General features: G+C 47.8%; 16 protein-coding genes and 1 pseudogene. 15 read left to right on the forward strand and 2 right to left on the reverse strand.

Annotated features, from left to right (window positions below):
- Positions 1–16: 16 nt before the first annotated feature.
- Genes ACUUHJ_RS12970 through ACUUHJ_RS12980 form a run of 3 tightly spaced genes read left to right on the forward strand, consistent with a single transcriptional unit; the run spans position 17 to position 2,155 of the window.
- Positions 17–571 (forward strand): copper transporter, encoded by a 555-nt coding sequence (locus ACUUHJ_RS12970; RefSeq protein WP_289677615.1) that lies wholly within the window; start codon positions 17–19, stop codon positions 569–571.
- Positions 558–1,250: a glycosyltransferase family 2 protein gene (locus ACUUHJ_RS12975; protein WP_289677616.1), complete on the forward strand. Its 693-nt coding sequence runs from the start codon at positions 558–560 to the stop codon at positions 1,248–1,250. The genes ACUUHJ_RS12970 and ACUUHJ_RS12975 overlap by 14 nt, the downstream gene beginning before the upstream one ends.
- Positions 1,232–2,155: a UDP-N-acetylmuramyl pentapeptide phosphotransferase gene (locus ACUUHJ_RS12980; protein WP_472299055.1), complete on the forward strand. Its 924-nt coding sequence runs from the start codon at positions 1,232–1,234 to the stop codon at positions 2,153–2,155. Before ACUUHJ_RS12975 ends, ACUUHJ_RS12980 begins: the two co-directional genes overlap by 19 nt.
- Here the strand turns inward: ACUUHJ_RS12980 and ACUUHJ_RS12985 are convergent.
- Positions 2,152–2,412 carry a DUF2627 domain-containing protein gene (locus ACUUHJ_RS12985; RefSeq protein WP_172137864.1) on the reverse strand — a complete coding sequence of 87 codons (261 nt, stop codon included), beginning with the start codon at positions 2,410–2,412 and terminating at the stop codon, positions 2,152–2,154. The genes ACUUHJ_RS12980 and ACUUHJ_RS12985 overlap by 4 nt on opposite strands.
- 230 nt (positions 2,413–2,642) lie before the next feature.
- On the opposite strand from ACUUHJ_RS12985, the gene ACUUHJ_RS12990 reads away from it, so the two are divergent.
- The 10 genes from ACUUHJ_RS12990 to ACUUHJ_RS13035 all read left to right on the forward strand — a co-directional run bounded on the left by ACUUHJ_RS12990 (position 2,643) and on the right by ACUUHJ_RS13035 (position 16,649).
- Positions 2,643–4,712, forward strand: coding sequence for a sigma 54-interacting transcriptional regulator (locus tag ACUUHJ_RS12990; protein ID WP_289677618.1), 2,070 nt, complete (start codon positions 2,643–2,645; stop codon positions 4,710–4,712).
- A gap of 234 nt (positions 4,713–4,946) precedes the next feature.
- Entirely contained in the window at positions 4,947–6,038 is a 1,092-nt protein-coding gene (locus tag ACUUHJ_RS12995) for a Glu/Leu/Phe/Val dehydrogenase dimerization domain-containing protein (RefSeq protein ID WP_012686061.1), read from the forward strand.
- A gap of 137 nt (positions 6,039–6,175) precedes the next feature.
- Positions 6,176–7,597: a dihydrolipoyl dehydrogenase gene (gene lpdA, locus ACUUHJ_RS13000; RefSeq protein ID WP_197237369.1), complete on the forward strand. Its 1,422-nt coding sequence runs from the start codon at positions 6,176–6,178 to the stop codon at positions 7,595–7,597.
- Positions 7,598–7,615: 18 nt separating this feature from the next.
- Complete coding sequence (locus ACUUHJ_RS13005) at positions 7,616–8,608, forward strand: thiamine pyrophosphate-dependent dehydrogenase E1 component subunit alpha (protein WP_012686063.1); 993 nt, start codon at positions 7,616–7,618, stop codon at positions 8,606–8,608.
- A 13-nt stretch (positions 8,609–8,621) separates the two neighbouring features.
- Positions 8,622–9,605: an alpha-ketoacid dehydrogenase subunit beta gene (locus ACUUHJ_RS13010; protein WP_007720847.1), complete on the forward strand. Its 984-nt coding sequence runs from the start codon at positions 8,622–8,624 to the stop codon at positions 9,603–9,605.
- Positions 9,606–9,625: 20 nt separating this feature from the next.
- Complete coding sequence (locus tag ACUUHJ_RS13015) at positions 9,626–10,963, forward strand: dihydrolipoamide acetyltransferase family protein (protein ID WP_472299056.1); 1,338 nt, start codon at positions 9,626–9,628, stop codon at positions 10,961–10,963.
- A 240-nt stretch (positions 10,964–11,203) separates the two neighbouring features.
- Positions 11,204–13,348 (forward strand): copper amine oxidase N-terminal domain-containing protein, encoded by a 2,145-nt coding sequence (locus ACUUHJ_RS13020; RefSeq protein WP_472299057.1) that lies wholly within the window; start codon positions 11,204–11,206, stop codon positions 13,346–13,348.
- A 327-nt stretch (positions 13,349–13,675) separates the two neighbouring features.
- Positions 13,676–14,092 (forward strand): methylmalonyl-CoA epimerase, encoded by a 417-nt coding sequence (gene mce / locus ACUUHJ_RS13025; RefSeq protein WP_289677623.1) that lies wholly within the window; start codon positions 13,676–13,678, stop codon positions 14,090–14,092.
- Positions 14,093–14,183: 91 nt separating this feature from the next.
- Positions 14,184–15,305, forward strand: a complete 1,122-nt coding sequence (locus tag ACUUHJ_RS13030; protein ID WP_016739956.1) for a M20/M25/M40 family metallo-hydrolase — start codon at positions 14,184–14,186, stop codon at positions 15,303–15,305.
- Positions 15,306–15,449: 144 nt separating this feature from the next.
- Positions 15,450–16,649, forward strand: a complete 1,200-nt coding sequence (locus ACUUHJ_RS13035; protein ID WP_472299058.1) for a DUF3866 family protein — start codon at positions 15,450–15,452, stop codon at positions 16,647–16,649.
- On the opposite strand, the pseudogene mciZ reads toward ACUUHJ_RS13035, so the two are convergent.
- Positions 16,648–16,704 (reverse strand): annotated as a pseudogene (gene mciZ / locus ACUUHJ_RS13040) (Z-ring formation inhibitor MciZ); the annotation flags it as partial. The gene ACUUHJ_RS13035 and the pseudogene mciZ overlap by 2 nt on opposite strands.
- Positions 16,705–16,808: 104 nt before the next feature.
- Between mciZ and ACUUHJ_RS13045 the strand changes: the two are divergent.
- Together ACUUHJ_RS13045 and ACUUHJ_RS13050 are read left to right on the forward strand one after the other, a co-directional pair.
- Entirely contained in the window at positions 16,809–17,366 is a 558-nt protein-coding gene (locus tag ACUUHJ_RS13045) for an NUDIX domain-containing protein (protein ID WP_289677626.1), read from the forward strand.
- A 4-nt stretch (positions 17,367–17,370) separates the two neighbouring features.
- Positions 17,371–18,543 carry an endonuclease Q family protein gene (locus tag ACUUHJ_RS13050; RefSeq protein WP_472301182.1) on the forward strand — a complete coding sequence of 391 codons (1,173 nt, stop codon included), beginning with the start codon at positions 17,371–17,373 and terminating at the stop codon, positions 18,541–18,543.
- Positions 18,544–18,568 lie beyond the last annotated feature (25 nt).

The raw sequence follows: 18,568 nt of genomic DNA on the forward strand, positions 1-18,568 counted from the left end.
CTTCATGGAGGTAGACATGATACCCTTCCGCTATCATTTGATTTCACTGGCTGCCATATTTGTCGCACTTGGGGTAGGTATCTTGTTAGGAGGGACCGCAGGCCATTCATGGATAACGCAAGGAACAAAAGGCATTCTTTCCAATATGGAAGCAAAGTACGATCGGGCTCTCAAAAGCAACCATGAATTAAGGCAGCAAATAAATCGTTTGCTGAAGGAAGTTGCGCGCAGCAACCAAGAAGTCGTCCAACTTATGAGCATGCGCTATGTGGATGAACTTGCAGGAAGCAAGGTGTATGTTTGGCAGGAGGATGGCAACGTTGCTGAACAGATTACGCAACTGATGCATTCAGTAGGCATGGAAGTGATTTCTTATCACGAGGGTAATAATTGGGGAGATGGGGTGCTTTTGGTGGTAACAAGACAAGTTCCGCTTTGGCTACGGGAAAAACAGGTGAATTCCTGGATACAGGTCGTAGATGTGCCTAACTCTCCTGCAAAACAATGGGCACTTTTGGAGCAAGTGCAAAATAGATTGGCTGAGAGGAAGGGCTCGCGTGAAAAAAGTTAGCGTCGTCATCCCAGCGTTCAACGAACAGGCTTCCATCGGTGATACACTCCGTGCCATCCGTGAACGTTTTTTTTGTGATGAACTAATCGTCGTTGATGATGGCAGTCAAGATGAGACTGCACACATCGCAAGCAAGTGGGCGGATAGGGTGATTCGAGCACCGCGCAATCAAGGAAAAGGTGCAGCTGTTCAATTGGGCTGGAAGTGTGCCAGTGGGGATGTGGTCATGCTTCTCGACGGTGATTTGCGAGACAGTGCAGCAGAAGCAGCACATTTGCTTACGCCTGTGCTACAAGATGTCTGTGATATGGCGGTAGCTGTTCTTCCACCTCCGCAAGTGAAAGCAGGTCTCGGATTAGCAAAAGGCTTGGCCCATCATGGCATCCGGATTTTGACAGGCTTTGAAGCAAAAGCACCTTTATCGGGGCAACGGGCAATACGTCGCGAGCTTCTTGACCGATTGGGGAGTCAGGATAAAGGATTTGGCCTAGAGGTGGGGCTCACTGTCGATGCTTTGCGGGCAGGGTATCGTGTAGCAGAGGTCCCTGTCTTTTTTTCGCATCGTGAAACGAAAAACGATTGGGCAGGCTTCAGTCATCGCGGGAAGGAGTTTGTCGCGATTAGCCGAACGCTATGCTGGAAATGGTGGGAGGGCCAAGAGTGGAAACGAAAATCATGATGCTCATGATGCTCGTCGCGGTCGTTATTCCACTGGTGCTGGTCCGTCCGCTGTATAAAATCGGCACGCAAAAGCTCAAAGCTCTGGGGATGAATCGGTTCAATTACGAAGGAGAGCTAGTACTGACAGCAGGGGGGCTCATCCTCGTATGTTCGAGCGTTATAACCGGGATCGTGCTGATCGGACTATTTTTGCTCAGAGGGGTCAAAAGTGAGTTTCTCCTTCACGGTTTATTATTTCTAACAGGTATGATCACAATGGCCTTTTGGGGATGGCGTGATGATCGGGCATCAGATCTAGATACAAAAGGCTTTCGTGGACATTTTGGCGTGTTATGGCGAGAGAGGCGAATCACCAGCGGGATGTGGAAGTTAATTGGAGGGACAAGCACGGCATTTTGTCTCACTCTAGCTCTTTCGGATTCGTTGTGGGCAGGCTTTGTTGCCTTTGGTTTACTTGCGCTCTCACCCAATATCATTAACTTGTTTGATTTGCGTCCTGGACGAGCGATTAAAGTATTTTGGTGCCTGACAGCATTGGCAGGAGCTTTTAGTCTGTGGACAATAGGAGCCAGTACGGGGATGGTAAACTGGATTTTTTTGATCCCTGTCTTCCTTGCAAGTATGCTCATGTTTCCACATGACGTTGGAGGCAAAATCATGCTCGGAGATACAGGGGCGAATGCCTTGGGTTTTGCAGCAGGCTTTTCCTTTGTCATCGGGACACCGATTTATGTTCAGGCGTGTGTGCTCGTAATGTTCTTGTGTATTCAGATTGCGGCAGAATATTGCTCGTTTTCCCGCGTGATTGAACAGGTCAGTTGGCTCCGACGACTCGATCAATGGGGGAGAGTTACAGAAGCTGAAAATAAAAAAAACCAGACTGGTTCGTCCGGTTTGGTCTAGTCCTCGTCATCAGGTTCAGGAACCATGAAACGGGGCTGTACGCGATTTTTTTTGCGTTCATGATGGAGAATAAATCCGGCAATAAACCATACAGGGAGAGCGAAAGCCAGTATACCTAGAATGAGTTTTCCCCATAAAAATCCAACATCCGGAGAGGCAGAATAAAAAAATGCGTCACGGATTAATTTGATTCCGTACATGGCGATTGCCGCCGGGATTACCATAATTAAGAGTGCAATGATTTTCTGAAATACCAAGGGTTTTCACCCCTTTCTCGAATGCGTAAACAACTACAACAACTACAGTATGGTCATTTCATCATATCGAATGCCAACAGCCTTGTCCACCGTACCTGTTGCACACGAACGAGCGCACGTTAGGGAAGAACGCCTGTCCATCAACGGTTTGTTGGAGTACAATGGTAACGAGTAAGATCGTAAAGAGTAGGATCGTAAAGAGGTTGTTCAAAAAGTGAGGGATCTCTCGCATGCACAAGCTGCTCATCGTTGGTGCGGGACGTGGTGGAACAGCACTCCTGCGAATGCTAAACCAGATGGACCGATTACAAGTCGTTGCTGTTGTTGATCAACGGCCTGACGCCCCAGGCATCCTGCTCGCCCAATCATTGGGGATTCCTGTCAGTCAGGATTATCAGCCTTATTTGGATGAGGATCTGGATGTCATTTTAGAAGCTACAGGGGACCTGGGGGAGTATGAGCATCTCAGGCAATTAAAGAAAGATAAGACGGTGCTCATCCCGGGAACGTTTACGAGAATCGTCATGAAATTGATTCGGGAACGCGATAAGCTGATTGCAGTCTTGATGCAAAATCAGCGGGAGCGGGAAACGATGCTGAACTCCACGCATGATGCGATTATCGGGGTCAATCGCCAAGGAATTATTACGTTGTTCAACAAAGCCGCAGAGCGATTGATGGGCATCGAGGCGAGTGAAGTGCTGGATACAAAAGTTTCGGAGCGTATACCGAATACTCGGTTACATATCGTATTAAAGACAGGCTCTCCCGAACTAAATCAAGAGCAGGTATTGCCTAACCAGACGCGGATTATTACAAACCGCGTGCCCGTTCGCAACGATCGTGGGGAAGTTGTCGGAGCTGTTGCCATTTTCCGTGATATTACAGAAATCATGGCGTTGGCAGAAGAAGTGACGAACTTGAAGGATTTGCAGAGCATGCTGCAAGCGATTATTCAATCATCGGACGAAGCGATATCAGTCGTTGACCAATACGGGAATGGACTTTTGATCAACCCGGCCTACACGAGGCTTACGGGTTTTTCACAAGAAGACATTATCGGAAAACCAGCGACGGTAGACATTTCTGAAGGCGATAGTATGCACATGCAAGTCCTGAAAACGAAGAAGGCAGTGAGAGGCGTCCCTATGAAATTGGGACCAAAGCGCAAGGACGTCGTGGTCAATGTTGCACCTGTTGTGGTCGATGGGGAGATGAAAGGAAGCGTTGGCGTCATTCACGATGTCTCCGAATTCAAGCGCCTGACAGAAGAGCTGGAGAGCGCTCGTCGTATCATCCGCAATCTGGAGGCAAAATATAGCTTTGCAGACATCATCGGCTATAGCGAGTCCATGCAGCAAGCGATCGAGCAAGCCAAAAAGGCGGCGTCAACACCAGCAACTGTCCTTCTTCGTGGGGAATCGGGAACGGGGAAAGAACTGTTTGCCCACGCCATACATAATGAAAGTGAACGAAAATACAACCAATTTATCCGGGTTAATTGTGCAGCGATCTCAGAGAGCCTCTTGGAGAGTGAGCTTTTCGGTTACGAGGAAGGCGCGTTTACAGGTGCCCGTCGAGGAGGAAAGCGGGGGCTGTTTGAGGAAGCGAGCGGCGGAACCATCTTTTTGGACGAGATCGGCGAGCTATCCATGAGCATGCAGGTCATGCTTTTGCGCGTTCTGCAAGAGCGAGAGGTTGTGCGAGTCGGTGGAACGAAGCCGATCAACATCGATGTTCGCGTCATTGCGGCTACCCATGTGAATTTGGAGGCTGCGATTGGAGCGGGACGTTTCCGTGAAGACCTGTACTATCGTCTCCACGTCGTACCGATTCATATTCCTCCACTCCGACAGCGCTTGGAAGATATTAAGCCGATTGCTATGCATCTGCTACGAAAAGCCAATCTGGAGTACGGAAGAAATGTAGAGGAGCTGCATGAAGAAACATTGCAGATGCTTCTGTCCTATCACTGGCCTGGCAATGTACGCGAGCTAGAGAATGTACTGGGCAGGGCGATGATTCATATGCGGATCAACGAGCGAATCATTATGCCAGAGCATTTACCTCCACTGGAAAGAAGAATCGTCTCGACCAAAAAGGAAGAGGTCCCGCAGGAGGATTCCACGGGCACCACGTTAAAAGAAGCGGTGGAAAAGGCAGAACGTCAGCACATCTTGCGGGAACTGGCAGCAGCAAAAGGAAATCGCACCCTTGCAGCCAAACGCCTCGGAATCGCGATTCGCAGCTTGTACTACAAGATGGAAAAATTGGGCATCATGGATGTGCAGGAAGAGTAAGAAAAGAGACTACGCAAAATATTGCACGCAAATCTTTGCGCGTATATGCAAAAAAATGCAGACTTGACGTAGGGACACTCACTCCGCGTTCTTGTAAATAAAGCGCTTTCATAAGTTTGGTTTTGTTGGCATGACTTTTGCATAAACCTTTTGTCGGGAAATTCTCCAAATGGAGCCCACTGTTACGCCAGCTTACTTAAGCGGAAAACGAAAGATACTAGGGAGGTTTCTTCAGTGAACATCTTTGACTACATGCAAAAGTACGATTACGAGCAATTGGTATTTTGCCAAGACGAAAATTCCGGTTTGAAAGCAATCATTTGCATTCATGATACGACATTAGGACCAGCACTCGGCGGTACGCGCATGTGGCCGTATAAAACAGAAGAAGAGGCGATTGTAGACGTATTGCGCCTCGGTCGTGGGATGACTTACAAAAACGCAGCAGCAGGACTGAACATCGGTGGTGGTAAAGCAGTCATCATCGGTGATCCACGCGAGCATAAGAGCGAAGAGCTGTTCCGTGCTTTCGGTCGCTATATTCAAGGTCTGAATGGCCGTTACATCACAGCTGAGGATGTAGGAACGACTGTTGCAGACATGGATATGATCCACTTGGAAACAGATTTCGTAACAGGAGTTTCTCCTGCATTCGGTTCCAGTGGCAATCCATCCCCTGTCACAGCTTACGGTGTCTACCGTGGAATGAAAGCTGCTGCTAAATTGGCGTTTGGTTCCGACTCTCTCTCCGGACGAGTGATTGCTGTACAAGGTGTAGGAAACGTAGCGTATAATCTGTGCCGCCATCTGCATGAAGAAGGCGCACATTTGATCGTAACGGATATCAATCAAGAAAACGTAGATCGCGCAGTGAACGATTTCGGTGCGAAAGCCGTTGGCGTTAACGAGATCTTTGGCGTAGAGTGCGATATCTTCTCTCCTTGCGCATTGGGTGCGATCATCAACGATGACACCATTCCGCTCTTCAAAGCAAAAGTGATTGCAGGGGCAGCTAACAACCAGCTGAAAGAAGAGAAACACGGCGACCAAATTCACGAAATGGGTCTGATCTACGCACCTGACTACGTGATCAACGCTGGTGGTGTAATCAATGTGGCAGATGAGCTGCAAGGCTATAACCGCGAGCGTGCACTGAAAAAAGTAGAAACGATCTATGACAACATCCTGAAAATTTACGAAATCGCTGAACGTGATGGCATGGCTTCTTACAAAGCTGCTGACCGCATGGCAGAAGAGCGCATTGCAAGTGTTGCAAGATCACGTAATACTTTCCTGCAAAACGGCAAGACTGTTTACAAGCGCTAATCTCGTTTTTCTAGTAAGTTCATACTCCTGTCCGCTCTTCGATGGAGGGCGGTCAGGAATACATAAACGATTTTCTTTGAATATTCATATTCTCGTTAATACGCAGGTTAGCTTTCCGAATGAAAGGAGAGATCGTGGTGTCTCAAGAGTTTGATCTAGTCGTCCTCGGGGGAGGTACCGGCGGTTATGTAGCAGCAATCCGCGCTTCCCAATTGGGAATGAAGGTAGCAATCGTGGAAAAAGAAAAGCTCGGTGGTACTTGCTTACACCGTGGTTGCATCCCATCTAAAGCGTTATTGCGCAGTGCAGAAGTATTCTCCACCCTGAAGGAAGCTGACAAATACGGAGTCTCGGCAGGTGCAGTAGGCTATGACTTCACAAAAATACAAGAGCGTAAGCAGGGCATTATCGACCAACTTCACAAAGGGATTCAATACTTGATGAAAAAAGGCAGCATTACTGTCTTTGAAGGCTTTGGAAGAGTGATGGGGCCTTCCATTTTTTCTCCGCAGGCGGGTGCTGTGCGCATTGAAAAGGAAAACGGGGACCAAGAAATGATCGTTCCACGATTCCTTTTGCTGGCAACGGGTTCACGTCCACGCACACTTCCAGGTTTGGTCATCGACGGAGCTTATGTGGTAACTAGCGATGAAGCATTGCAGTGGGAGCAATTGCCTGCGTCTGTTGTCATCGTTGGTGGCGGTGTCATCGGGATTGAGTGGGCTTCCATGCTCAATGATTTCGGGGTAGAAGTGACTGTTGTGGAGTACGCCGACCGTATATTGCCGTTTGAGGATGAAGAAGTGAGCAAGGAATTGGCTCGTCTTTTGAAAAAGCGGAAAGTCAACATCGTGACGGGAGCAAAGGTGCTGCCTGAATCGTTGGAAAAAGGGGAAGGCAAAGTCTCTATTCAGGCGGAAGTCAAGGATGGAGTTCAAACCTTTGAAGCTGAAAAGGTACTCGTATCAGTAGGACGCCAAGCGAATGTTGAAAACATCGGTTTGGAAGCAACAGAAATCAAAGTCGAGCGCGGAGTAGTCGTGGTTAATGAATTTTTCCAGACTGCAGAGTCCCATATTTATGCGATTGGCGATGTTATTGGTGGTCTGCAATTGGCGCATGTTGCTTCGCATGAAGGAATACTTGCGGTAGAGCACATGGCTGGACAAAACCCGCACCCGATGGATTACACCAAGGTTCCGAAATGTACGTATAGCCGACCTGAAGTCGCAAATGTCGGACTCACTGAAAAAGAAGCAAAAGAGCAAGGCTACGATGTGAAAATCGGCAAGTTCAGCTTTAAGCCGCTGGGCAAAGCACTGATTCACGGTGAGAATGACGGTTTTGTGAAGTTGGTCGTTGATGCCAAGACCAATGACTTGTTAGGGGTTCACATGATCGGTACACATGTGACAGATATGATTTCTGAAGCGGGCTTGGCCCGTGTACTGGATGCGACTCCGTGGGAGATCGGTCAGACAATTCACCCGCATCCATCTTTATCCGAAGCAATCATGGAGGCAGCGCAGGCTGTCGACGGAAAAGCGATACACAATTAGCAAGGAGGGTATGTAACGATGACAACCAAGCGACATGAGCAAGTGGGATTGACCGATGCGCAAGTCCTTGACATGTATTATTACATGCTATTGGCCAGAAAAATTGATGAGCGCCAATGGCTGTTGAATCGTGCGGGCAAAGTACCGTTCGTGATTTCCTGCCAGGGTCAGGAAGCAGCTCAGGTGGGAGCCGCTTTTGCCATGGAGAAAGACAGAGATTTCTTGTGCCCGTACTATCGCGATCTTGGTTTGGTGCTGGTCTTTGGCCAAACAGCCCGTGATTGTATGCTGTCCGCTTTTGCGAAAGCAGAAGATCCGAATAGTGGTGGTAGACAGATGCCAGGTCACTTCGGTGGCAAGAAGTACAATATTTTGACGGGTTCAAGCCCTGTGACGACCCAAGTCCCACACGCAGTCGGTATGGCTCTGGCAGGGAGAATGAAGCAAGAAGATTTTGTTGTGTATGCTTCGTTTGGAGAAGGCTCCAGTAATCAGGGAGACTTCCACGAAGGTGCGAACTTTGCGGGTGTCCACAAGCTCCCGGTTATCTTTTTCTGCGAAAACAACAAATATGCGATCTCTGTACCACTGAAAAAGCAGTTGGCTTGTGAAAGTGTAGCAGACCGTGCGATCGGTTACGGATTCCCAGGAGTCAGTGTGGACGGAAACGATCCGATTGAAGTATATCGTGTCATGAAAGAAGCGGTTGAACGCGCCCGCAGTGGTCAAGGGCCGACGCTGATCGAAGCCGTTATGTATCGCCTAGTTCCGCACTCTAGCGACGATGACGATCGTGTGTATCGTACGAGAGAAGAAGTGGAAGAAGCGAAGAAAAAGGACCCGTTGATTGTTTTCGCTGAGTATTTGAGAGAGATCGGACTCTTGGATGAACATAAGGAAGCAGATATGCTTGCTCGCGTACAACTGGAAGTGGATGAAGCCACTGAATATGCAGAAAACGCGCCATATCCAACACCAGAATCGACTATGACATACGTATACGGGGAATAAGGGGGGATTTTTTATGGCAGTCATTTCTTTTATTGATGCAATTACAATGGCGATGCGTGAAGAAATGCGTCGTGATTCCAACGTGTTTATCCTCGGAGAAGACGTTGGCGTTCGCGGTGGTGTTTTCCGTGCGACAAACGGATTGATTGAAGAGTTTGGCGAGGAGCGCGTGATTGATACGCCACTGGCTGAATCCGCAATTGTCGGTGTAGGGATTGGTGCGGCCGCTTACGGAATGCGCCCAATCGCAGAGATTCAGTTTGCGGACTTCATCATGCCAGCTGTGAACCAAATTGTCAGTGAGGCGGCGAAAATGCGCTATCGTTCGAACAACGACTGGCATTGCCCGATCACGATTCGTGCCCCATTCGGTGGCGGGGTTCACGGTGCACTCTACCACTCACAATCTGTGGAAGCGATGTTCACGAACACCCCAGGATTGAAAGTAGTGGCACCTTCGACACCTTATGATGCAAAAGGTCTTCTGAAAGCAGCTATTCGCGATGAAGATCCGGTACTCTTTTTCGAGCACAAGCGCTGCTATCGTTTGATCAAGGGCGAAGTGCCTGAGGACGACTACGTTCTGCCGATTGGCAAAGCGGACGTCAAGCGAGAGGGGACAGACATCACAGTGATCTCCTACGGCTTGACTCTGCACTTCGCTCTGCAAGCTGCGGAAAAGCTTGCACAAGAAGGCATCAGCGCGCATGTTCTCGATTTGCGCACACTGTATCCGTTGGACAAAGAAGCGATCGTAGAAGCGGCTTCGAAGACAGGCAAAGTGTTGATCGTACACGAGGACAACAAAGAAGGCGGCGTAGGCGGCGAGGTAGCTGCTATTGTAGCGGAGCATTGCCTGTTCGATTTGGATGCACCGATTAAACGTCTTTGTGGTCCAGATGTACCAGCTATGCCATACAGCCCGCCGATGGAAAAATACTTTATGCTGAACCCGGAAAAAGTATTGGAAGCAATGCGCGAGCTGGCCAACTTTTAAGGCGAGGAGGACCAAGGATCATGGCAACGAAAGTACTTATGCCCCAGCTCGGAGAGAGCGTGACCGAGGGCACCATCAGCAAATGGTTGGTCAATGTAGGCGACACAGTCAAGAAATACGATTCACTGGCTGAAGTAACGACGGATAAAGTAAACGCAGAGGTTCCTTCTACCGTTTCAGGACGCGTTACGGAGATCGTCGTGCCAGAAGGCGAGACAGTCGCTGTCGGCACATTGATCCTCTATATAGAAGAAAGTGGTGCAGAAGGTGGAACTGCAGCGCCTGCTAGCACGACGGAAACTTCGGCTCCACAAACGCCTGCAACCGAGCAGCCAAAGGCAGCTACACCGGCTGTATCCATTCAACAAGCACCAGTCGTTGATGGTCCAAAACAACGTTATTCACCTGCTGTTGTCATGCTTTCACAGCAACATGGCATTGATTTGTCCCGCGTTGTAGGGACTGGAGCAGACGGTCGGATTACCCGCAAAGATGTCCAAGCGATTATCGACGCTGGCGGCCAAAAGCCAGCTGAGACAGTAAAAGAAACAGTCGCGCAGGCTCCCGTAGCGGTGGTCGAACAAGCTACTGCCGTTTCAACGCCTGCACCGGTAGCACCAGCTACGACTCCTGCTGTTTCCGTAGATATTCCGGTTGCAAGTGGTGATCAAGTTGTACCTGTAACGTCGATTCGTCGTACGATTGCAAACCGGATGGTACAGAGCAAACATGAAGCTCCACACGCTTGGACGATGGTCGAAGTAGATGTGACCAATCTCGTTAACTTCCGTAATCAGGCAAAAGGCGAATTTGCGAAAAAAGAAGGACTCAACCTCACGTTCCTGCCGTTCTTTATCAAAGCGGTGGTAGAAGCGTTGAAAGAGTTCCCGATGATCAATTCCACATGGGCACATGACAAAATCATTGTGAAAAAGGACATCAACATCTCCATCGCAGTAGCTACGGAAGAGGCTCTCTATGTTCCTGTCATCAAGCATGCTGACCAAAAATCAATTCTTGGCATTGCGAAGGCAGTCGATGATCTGGCAGCACGCACCCGTACAGGGAAATTGACGATGGATGACATGACAGGCGGGACCTTTACGGTTAACAACACAGGCTCCTTTGGCTCTGTGTTGTCCCAGCCGATTATCAATGCTCCGCAAGCTGCGATTCTTAGTGTTGAATCCATTGTGAAACGCCCTGTCGTCATTAACGACATGATCGCAGTGCGTTCTATGGTTAATCTGTGCATGTCCTTGGATCACCGCGTGCTGGATGGTCTGGTTTGCGGGCGATTCCTGCAGAGTGTGAAACAAAAGCTTGAGAATATAGGACCGGATACCAAGCTGTACTAGAGTGTCGAAAAACCAGGTCAAGTAAAGACCTGGTTTTTTTGATAAAAGAATCACCTAAAAAATTTTCCAAATGGATCCTTTCGTATGTAACTTTTTCCGAGTCATCTTCGTCTTAACAATTGGAGCCAGGAAGTCTCATAAATGACATAGAAATGATTCCCACCTAATAGCATTTGTGGTAGACTGGTAGCGTCATGCTAGAGGGTTTTCCAGATTAACGGTAATTATGGGAGGAAAAACATGGAGAAAAGTAAAAAAGCACTACCAATAGTGCTGGCATCAGCGCTGGCCGCTACACCTTTTGTTGCAGTACCGCAAGCATATGCTGTTGAAAAGTTGGATGTATCAGCTGACAACGATGGTGCTGGGAAAGAAAGTGACTATGATATTAAGTTCACGCTTGAAGAAGACCTGTCAAGTGGAGATACTATCACGGTTGAGTTCGACGATGATTTCGATGTGGATAGTAAGATCAGTAAGAAAGATATTTCCGGTATAGATGTTAAAAAAGTTGAAGTGGATGACAATGAAGTGACTATCACGGTGGATGAGGATTTTGATGAAGGAGATAAAATCTCATTTACCATTAAAAGCGGGATCACCAATCCTGATGATAAAGGTACATATGATGTAAAAGTAGAAACCGAAAATGAGAGTTCTGACACAGACGAAGTTGAGATCAAAAAAAGCAGCTCCAGCAGCAGTAGCAAGTCCAAAAACGATTACAGCGTAACGCTGAGCAGCAAAGCAGCAGGCGATAAAGTAAGCCTCAAGCTCGGCAAAATTTCTCTGAAGGGTAGCGATGAGCTGGAGACGAACTCCACCATTACCGTCACTTTCCCAGAGAAAGGCATGTTGCCTTCGAGCATTGATGAAGACGATGTATCGGTAAACGGTACGAAAGCGAAATCCGTCAGTGTTAGCGGTAGCTCGGTAGATATCAAGATTCCGAGTGGAGCAGACTCAGATGATTACATTACGTTGGAATTTGACAAAGATGCTGGCATTGAGAATCCAAGTTCCGGTGACAAATATGTTATCAAAGTGAAATACGATGGTACGACATATGAGTCAGATACATTCGAAATTACGAAAAACGGCTCCAGCTCAAACGCTTCCGACAGCTTTACGGTTAATTTGTCTGATCCAGGAGTAGGAGCTCGCACTAGCTACACGTTTGATGCTGACTTCGGCAGCAAAGAGTTGAAAGAAGATGGAGAACTGGTTCTTGAGTTCCCGTCGTCTGATATGGTACCGGGTATTTTGACAGCATCCGACTTCTTGATCAACGGGAAAGCAGCGAGGAAAGCAACTGCAGTCGGAAACAGAGTCGCCTTGGTTGCACCAACAGGCTTCAAAGCGACTAGCAAAGTGAAGGTTGAAGTTACTTACGGAGCGTGGATTTCGAATCCAAAAACGGCTGGCAGCTACACATTGAAGGCTACTGTTTCCGGAAGAACTTTGGAATCCAAATCCTTCAGCATCGGTGGCTCTTCGGTGACCCCGACGCCAACTAATCCGACGCCTACTAACCCAACAACTCCAGTCCCTACACCAAATACTGGTGTTAACAACAGCACTGCAACCATCGCATTGACACAAAATGCACTTGGCAAGCAGACGGGTGTGAATGTAGCAATCAAAGGAATGGGTGTTGGTCTGCAAAAGCAGCGTGATTTCATCGAGATCGTATTCCCAGTGGGCTACAAGGTACCGGCTTATATCGCGCCAGCTAACATCTCTGTGAATGGTGTAGGTGCGAATTTCGTTGCCGTTCGTGGACAAAACGTTCTGATTTATCCGTCTCAGGATATTCCTGCGGCAACAAATGCTAATATCGTGATCAATCCAGCAGCGAACATCGTAAACCCTGCTGTGAAAAACACATATAGCATTAGCGTATTTACGTCCGAAGAAAGAGGTTTGTTGTTTTCTCGTATTGTTGGTGTAGGAATGCCTTCACCGGCTCAAACAAAGCCTGTAACGACAACACCGCAACAACCATCGACTACTATTCCAACGAACTCGGCTGCCTTTAAAGTGAATGCAGCAAACTTCACCCTGCATGGAAAAGCGTATCCTCTCTCTGTAGCTCCTTACATTGATGGAAATACGACCATGGTTCCAGCTCAATTCTTTAAAGAAGCACTGGCACTGACTACGCAATGGAACAATTCAAGTGTTGCTGTTATCAGTGGAACCAAAGTCGTGAAGTTTACAGTTGGGTCGAAAACAGCAAAAGTAGGGAAAACAGATGTTCAACTGCCAACACCTGTTGTCCTCAAAAACGGCATGCCAATGATTCCAATCCGTACAGTAACGGATAATCTTGGTTACAAAGTTGGCTGGGATGCGAAAACTTCCAGCGTATACGTTTATAAATAAAAACGAGCTAGGACAAAAGAAAAACCCCTTTCCGCTTTTCGGTCGGAAAGGGGTTTTCATTGTTTTCATCACTCGTTTATTGAAAGTAAAAAAACGTGGGAACGATGAGTGAGAGTATTAGAATGCCGATCAGGATTTTGGCAAAGAGCGATTGGTGTCTCATTCTAATCAAACCTCCTTTCAATGTAGAGGAAATTATCAGGTGATTCTGTAAGTGGCTGTGCTAGAATGAAGAAAAGGATATCATTGGCTTTCTTTTTTTGCCCATGCTGAAATTGTACCGAATTGCAGCCAATGAGACAACCACTTACAAAAGGATGATGATTCATGAGCGCACCGAAAAAAATTGCCCATATCGGCATTGCGGTAAAAAGCTTGGATAAGACGCTTCCCTTTTATACCGAGCAATTGGGATTGGAGTTGGTTGGAACCGAAATCGTAGAGAGCGAACAAGTACAGGTGGCATTTTTAAAGATCGGCGAAAGTCATATTGAATTACTAGAGCCGTTGAGTGATGAGAGTCCGATAGCAAAATTTATGGAAAAGCGCGGAGAAGGCATCCACCACATTGCTTTTGATGTAGATGATGTTACGGCTCGGTTAACCACATTAAAAGAGCAAGGTGTACCCCTTATTCACGAGATCCCCAAAGCGGGTGCGCACGATGCGTTGATTGGATTTTTGCATCCGAAGGCAGCAAATGGCGTTTTGTATGAGCTGTGCCAATATCCGAAAGAATCATAGGCGTTTACGTAGTAGAAAAAATTTTTTTGCGGTATACTGGAACTTGTGAATATGTACCAAAATCGGGTAGTACAATCAGGAGGTAACGAGTGTGAGTACGATCAACCAAGAGCGTTTGTTAAATGAATTTTTGGAGCTCGTCCAGATTGACAGTGAAACAAAGAACGAAGCAGAGATCAACAAGGTGCTCAAAGAAAAACTGATTGAGATGGGCTTTACCGTAGAAGAGGATGACGCAGCAGCGAAAACCGGACATGGTGCCAACAATCTGATCGCAACGTTGGAGGGAACTGGAAAAGGTCCAACCATCCTGTTTAGCAGCCATATGGATACGGTCGTACCAGGAAACGGAATCAAGCCTCAAATTCGCGATGGCTACATTTATTCTGATGGAACAACGATCCTCGGTGCAGATGACAAAGCAGGAATCGCGGCGATCTTTGAAGGCATTCGCAGCATGAAAGAGCAAAACCTGCCGCATCCAACGATTCAAGTCGTATTAACTGTGGGAGAAGAGTCCGGACTTGTAGGCTCCCGCGCAATGGATTCCAGCCTGCTGAAGGCAGAGATGGGCTTCATCCTCGATTCGGAAGGTCCAGTCGGGAAAATTACGGTAGCTGGTGCTGGTCAATACCGCATCGTAACCAAAATCCACGGTAAAGCAGCGCATGCGGGTGTAAATCCAGAGGATGGTATCAGTGCTATAACGGTCGCTAGTAAAGCAATTTCCCGTATGCCCTTGGGCCGAATCGATGCAGACACAACAGCAAACATCGGTCGCTTTGAAGGTGGAAAAGCGTACAATATCGTAACGGATTATGTGGAAATTTGGTCTGAGGCTCGCAGCTTGGTAATGGACAAGCTGGAAGCGCAAGTGAAGAAAATGACGACAGCTTTTGAAGAAGTGGCAGCTGAGATGGGTGCGACTTGCGAAAATGAGGTCATTTTTATGTACCACGGCTACAAATTCAACGAAGAAACGCCAGTTGTGCAAAAAGCGATTGCAGCAGTTAAACGTGTAGACCGCAATCCTGAGCTGGTTGCAAGCGGTGGCGGAAGCGACGGTAACGTATTTAACGGCTACAACGTGCCAAGCGTAAACTTTGCTATTGGCTATGAAGAAATCCATACCAAAAACGAGCGCATGCCAATCGCTGAATTGAACAAAGCGGCTGAGCTGGTGCTTGCTGTTATTGCAGAAGTACAAGAGTAACCAAAAGAGGTCGGAATCTCCTTGCGAGGGGTTCCGGCCTTTTTGTTCGTTCGTTTACTTGTTTGCATGATTGAGACAACCACTGTTCATCATAGACTGAATAGAAAGCTTGGGGACGAGGCAGGAATGAAAGGGGGAGGCTGAGTGCTTCGTTTGGTGGTAGGGACGGTCCAAAAAGTTCTGGAAAAGCAAAAAGGGATACAGCTACTCGAAGTCCGGACAGAATCGGTTGCCGGATTCAAAATGGAGAGAGTGCTGTCTTTTTTGCAGGAAGATTATAATAGTGGCGATTTACTTTTGATCAATACAACCGCTGTTCGCCTTGAATTGGGAACAGGCGGGTATCACTTTGTCGTAGGAAAGGTCACACAACCAGAGGAAACGGATGTCCTTCCGAATGAGTGGGGGCATGTCATGAAAATGCGCTATTCACCATGGCAGCTCGCGGTTGATACGGTAGAAGAACAGGCTAGTCCTTACCACCATTTGTTTGTGCAAGAAGACTTATCCTTGGAAGGTACCCCTGTTTTGATCAGCGAACTGCACAGTCTTCTACCTGTTGCTGTCCTTGCCTTGCGTAAACAAAATCCAAATGCCCGTATCGTATATGTGATGCCGGACGGCGCATCTTTGCCGATTGCCTTGAGCCAGCACGTTCATCGATTAAAAGCAATCGGGGGCTTGGATGCGACAGTGACGACAGGTCATGCGTGGGGCGGAGATCGCGAGTCATTGACGATTCATAGTGGCTTATTGGCAGCACGCCAAGTAGAGCATGCCGATATCATTATTTGCATGCTGGGACCTGGGGTAGCAGGTACGGGTACATCTTATGGCTTCTCGGGAATTCAGTTAGCTGAGGTCATTCATGCCGTCGCCACTCTTGGAGGAACACCCTTTTTTATTCCCAGAATCAGCTTTGGGGACCAACGTCCCAGACATTACGGTGTCAGTCACCATACCATATCGATCATAAACAGATTTGCTCTCTGCCCTGCTCTGGTTACAATCCCGATTTTCGGGGATGAAAGAGATGAAATCCTTTCGCGGCAAATGAAAACAATAGAAGTTGGGGGGAAGCACATTTTCATAAAGGGAAAAGTCCCAGACATGTCAGAACTGGCAACACTGGAAAAGGGGTATGGCTTGTCCTTTTCTACAATGGGGCGAAATTGGCAAGAGGACCCTGCTCCTTTTCAAACGGCATGGATGGCAGCCGATTTTGTAGGAAACAGTCTGGGCTATATCTTCCAAACCGTTAACGACGTCCCGCATTTGCCCGTCTCAGCAAATACTCTTGAAGGGTTGCGTCTTTATTTGACCAGGAACGAAGCGCAGCCTTGATCTCCCAAGCTTTCCCTACCATACGCAATTGCTTTTCGCTAACATATGTTTTCATTCATGATCTCCTCCGATACAATAAGGTGGACAAGCTCTATGCTCCCAACTTATGGAGGGAATCGACGATTTAGAACGACTTCACGAAAAAGGATGATGAAGACCGTGAGTAAATATGATCACTTATATGAAAAAACCATTTCGAGTCAACCGATTTATAACGGCAGAATTATCAAGGTCAAAGTAGATGAGGTACTTCTGCCAAATGGCAACATAGCGAAGCGAGAAATCGTGAATCATCAAGGAGCGGTTGCTGTATTGCCGATAACAGATGAAAACAAAATGGTTGTCGTTCGACAGTTCCGCAAGCCATTGGAGCGTACGATTGTAGAAATCCCAGCGGGAAAACTGGAGCCAGGGGAAGAGCCGCTCGCATGTGCAATGCGCGAGCTGGAGGAAGAGACAGGCTACGTCGCGAGTCAGTACACACCGCTGAGCTCTTTTTACACATCGCCAGGCTTCGCAGATGAAATATTACATGTTTTTGTGGCTACAGGTTTGAAAAAAGGAGAAAGCAAGCCGGACGAGGATGAGTTCGTTGATGTGCTGGAAGTAACACTGGAAGAAGCGCATGCTCTGCATCAAAGTGGAGAAATTCGAGATGCCAAGACAGTAGTGGCATTGTTTGCATGGGAAAACAAAATGCTGCGTGAGCGTCGCTAGTACCATGCTTACTTCGTATTTTTGTGACATGCATATTCACATCGGTGGTACGTGGACGGGTAAACCTGTGAAAATAACGGCTTCTCGCCAAATGACTCTCACCCAAATTTTGGAGGAGGCCTCAGATAAAAAAGGGATGGATGTCATCGGGATTATCGATGCACATTCGCTGGAGGTTCAGGATGAGCTGGTAGATCTGTTGGAAAAGGGATTAGCGACTGAACAGGAGGATGGGGGAATTTCCTACAAAGATACGTTGTTAATCTTGGGGTGCGAAGTAGAAATCAAAGAGCCAGGACGAGGTGCAGCTCATTTTCTCGTTTATTTGCCGAAGCTGCAAGAAATGAAGCAATTTACCGCGTGGCTGTCTGAACGCTGCAAAAATGTGCAATTAAGCTCTCAGCGTATTTACACCTCACTAAGGGAATTGCAAGCCTGTGTCCACCAATTGCAGGGCCTTATGATCCCGGCACATATTTTTACGCCGCATAAAGGGATGTACGGAAGTTGTGCAGATTCGATGGTCGAAGTGCTTGATCCTTCACTCGTGTATGCGGTTGAGCTGGGATTGAGCGCAAATACCACAATGGCGGACCGCATATCCGAGCTCCATGACAAAACCTTTCTCACAAACTCAGATGCCCATTCTCTGGCGAAGATAGGCCGGGAATATCAAGCGATGCATATGCAAGAGCGTTCTTTCGTAGAGTGGGTGAAAGCGATTAAGCGCATCGGTGGAAGAGGGGTTCATGTGAATTATGGTCTGCATCCCGAGCTTGGAAAGTACCATCAAACGGCTTGCCAAGGGTGCCAGTCCTTACTGGCGGCGGATGCCTCAGGCAAATGTCCGGAATGCGGCTTCCAACGAATTGTGCGAGGGGTTGCAGCGCGCATTGATCAGTTGGCGGATGTAGAGGCTGGCCAGCATCCGACGTTCCGTCCTCCTTATATCGAGCAAATCCCGTTGGAATTCATTCCGGGAGTTGGTCCGAAATTATTGGATAAGCTGTATCGGTCGTTTGGTACACAGATGAACGTACTGCATCGCGCGAACGCAGAAGAGCTCACCCATGTTGTCGGAGAGAAAATTGCTTCACTTATCGTACAAGCACGAGAGGGAAAGCTCTCCATTCAAAAGGGTGGAGCCGGTACTTACGGAAAGATCGTCCCGATGTAGGTTGTCATAGGGGAGAACTCGTCCG

This window comes from Brevibacillus schisleri (genome assembly GCF_055685845.1).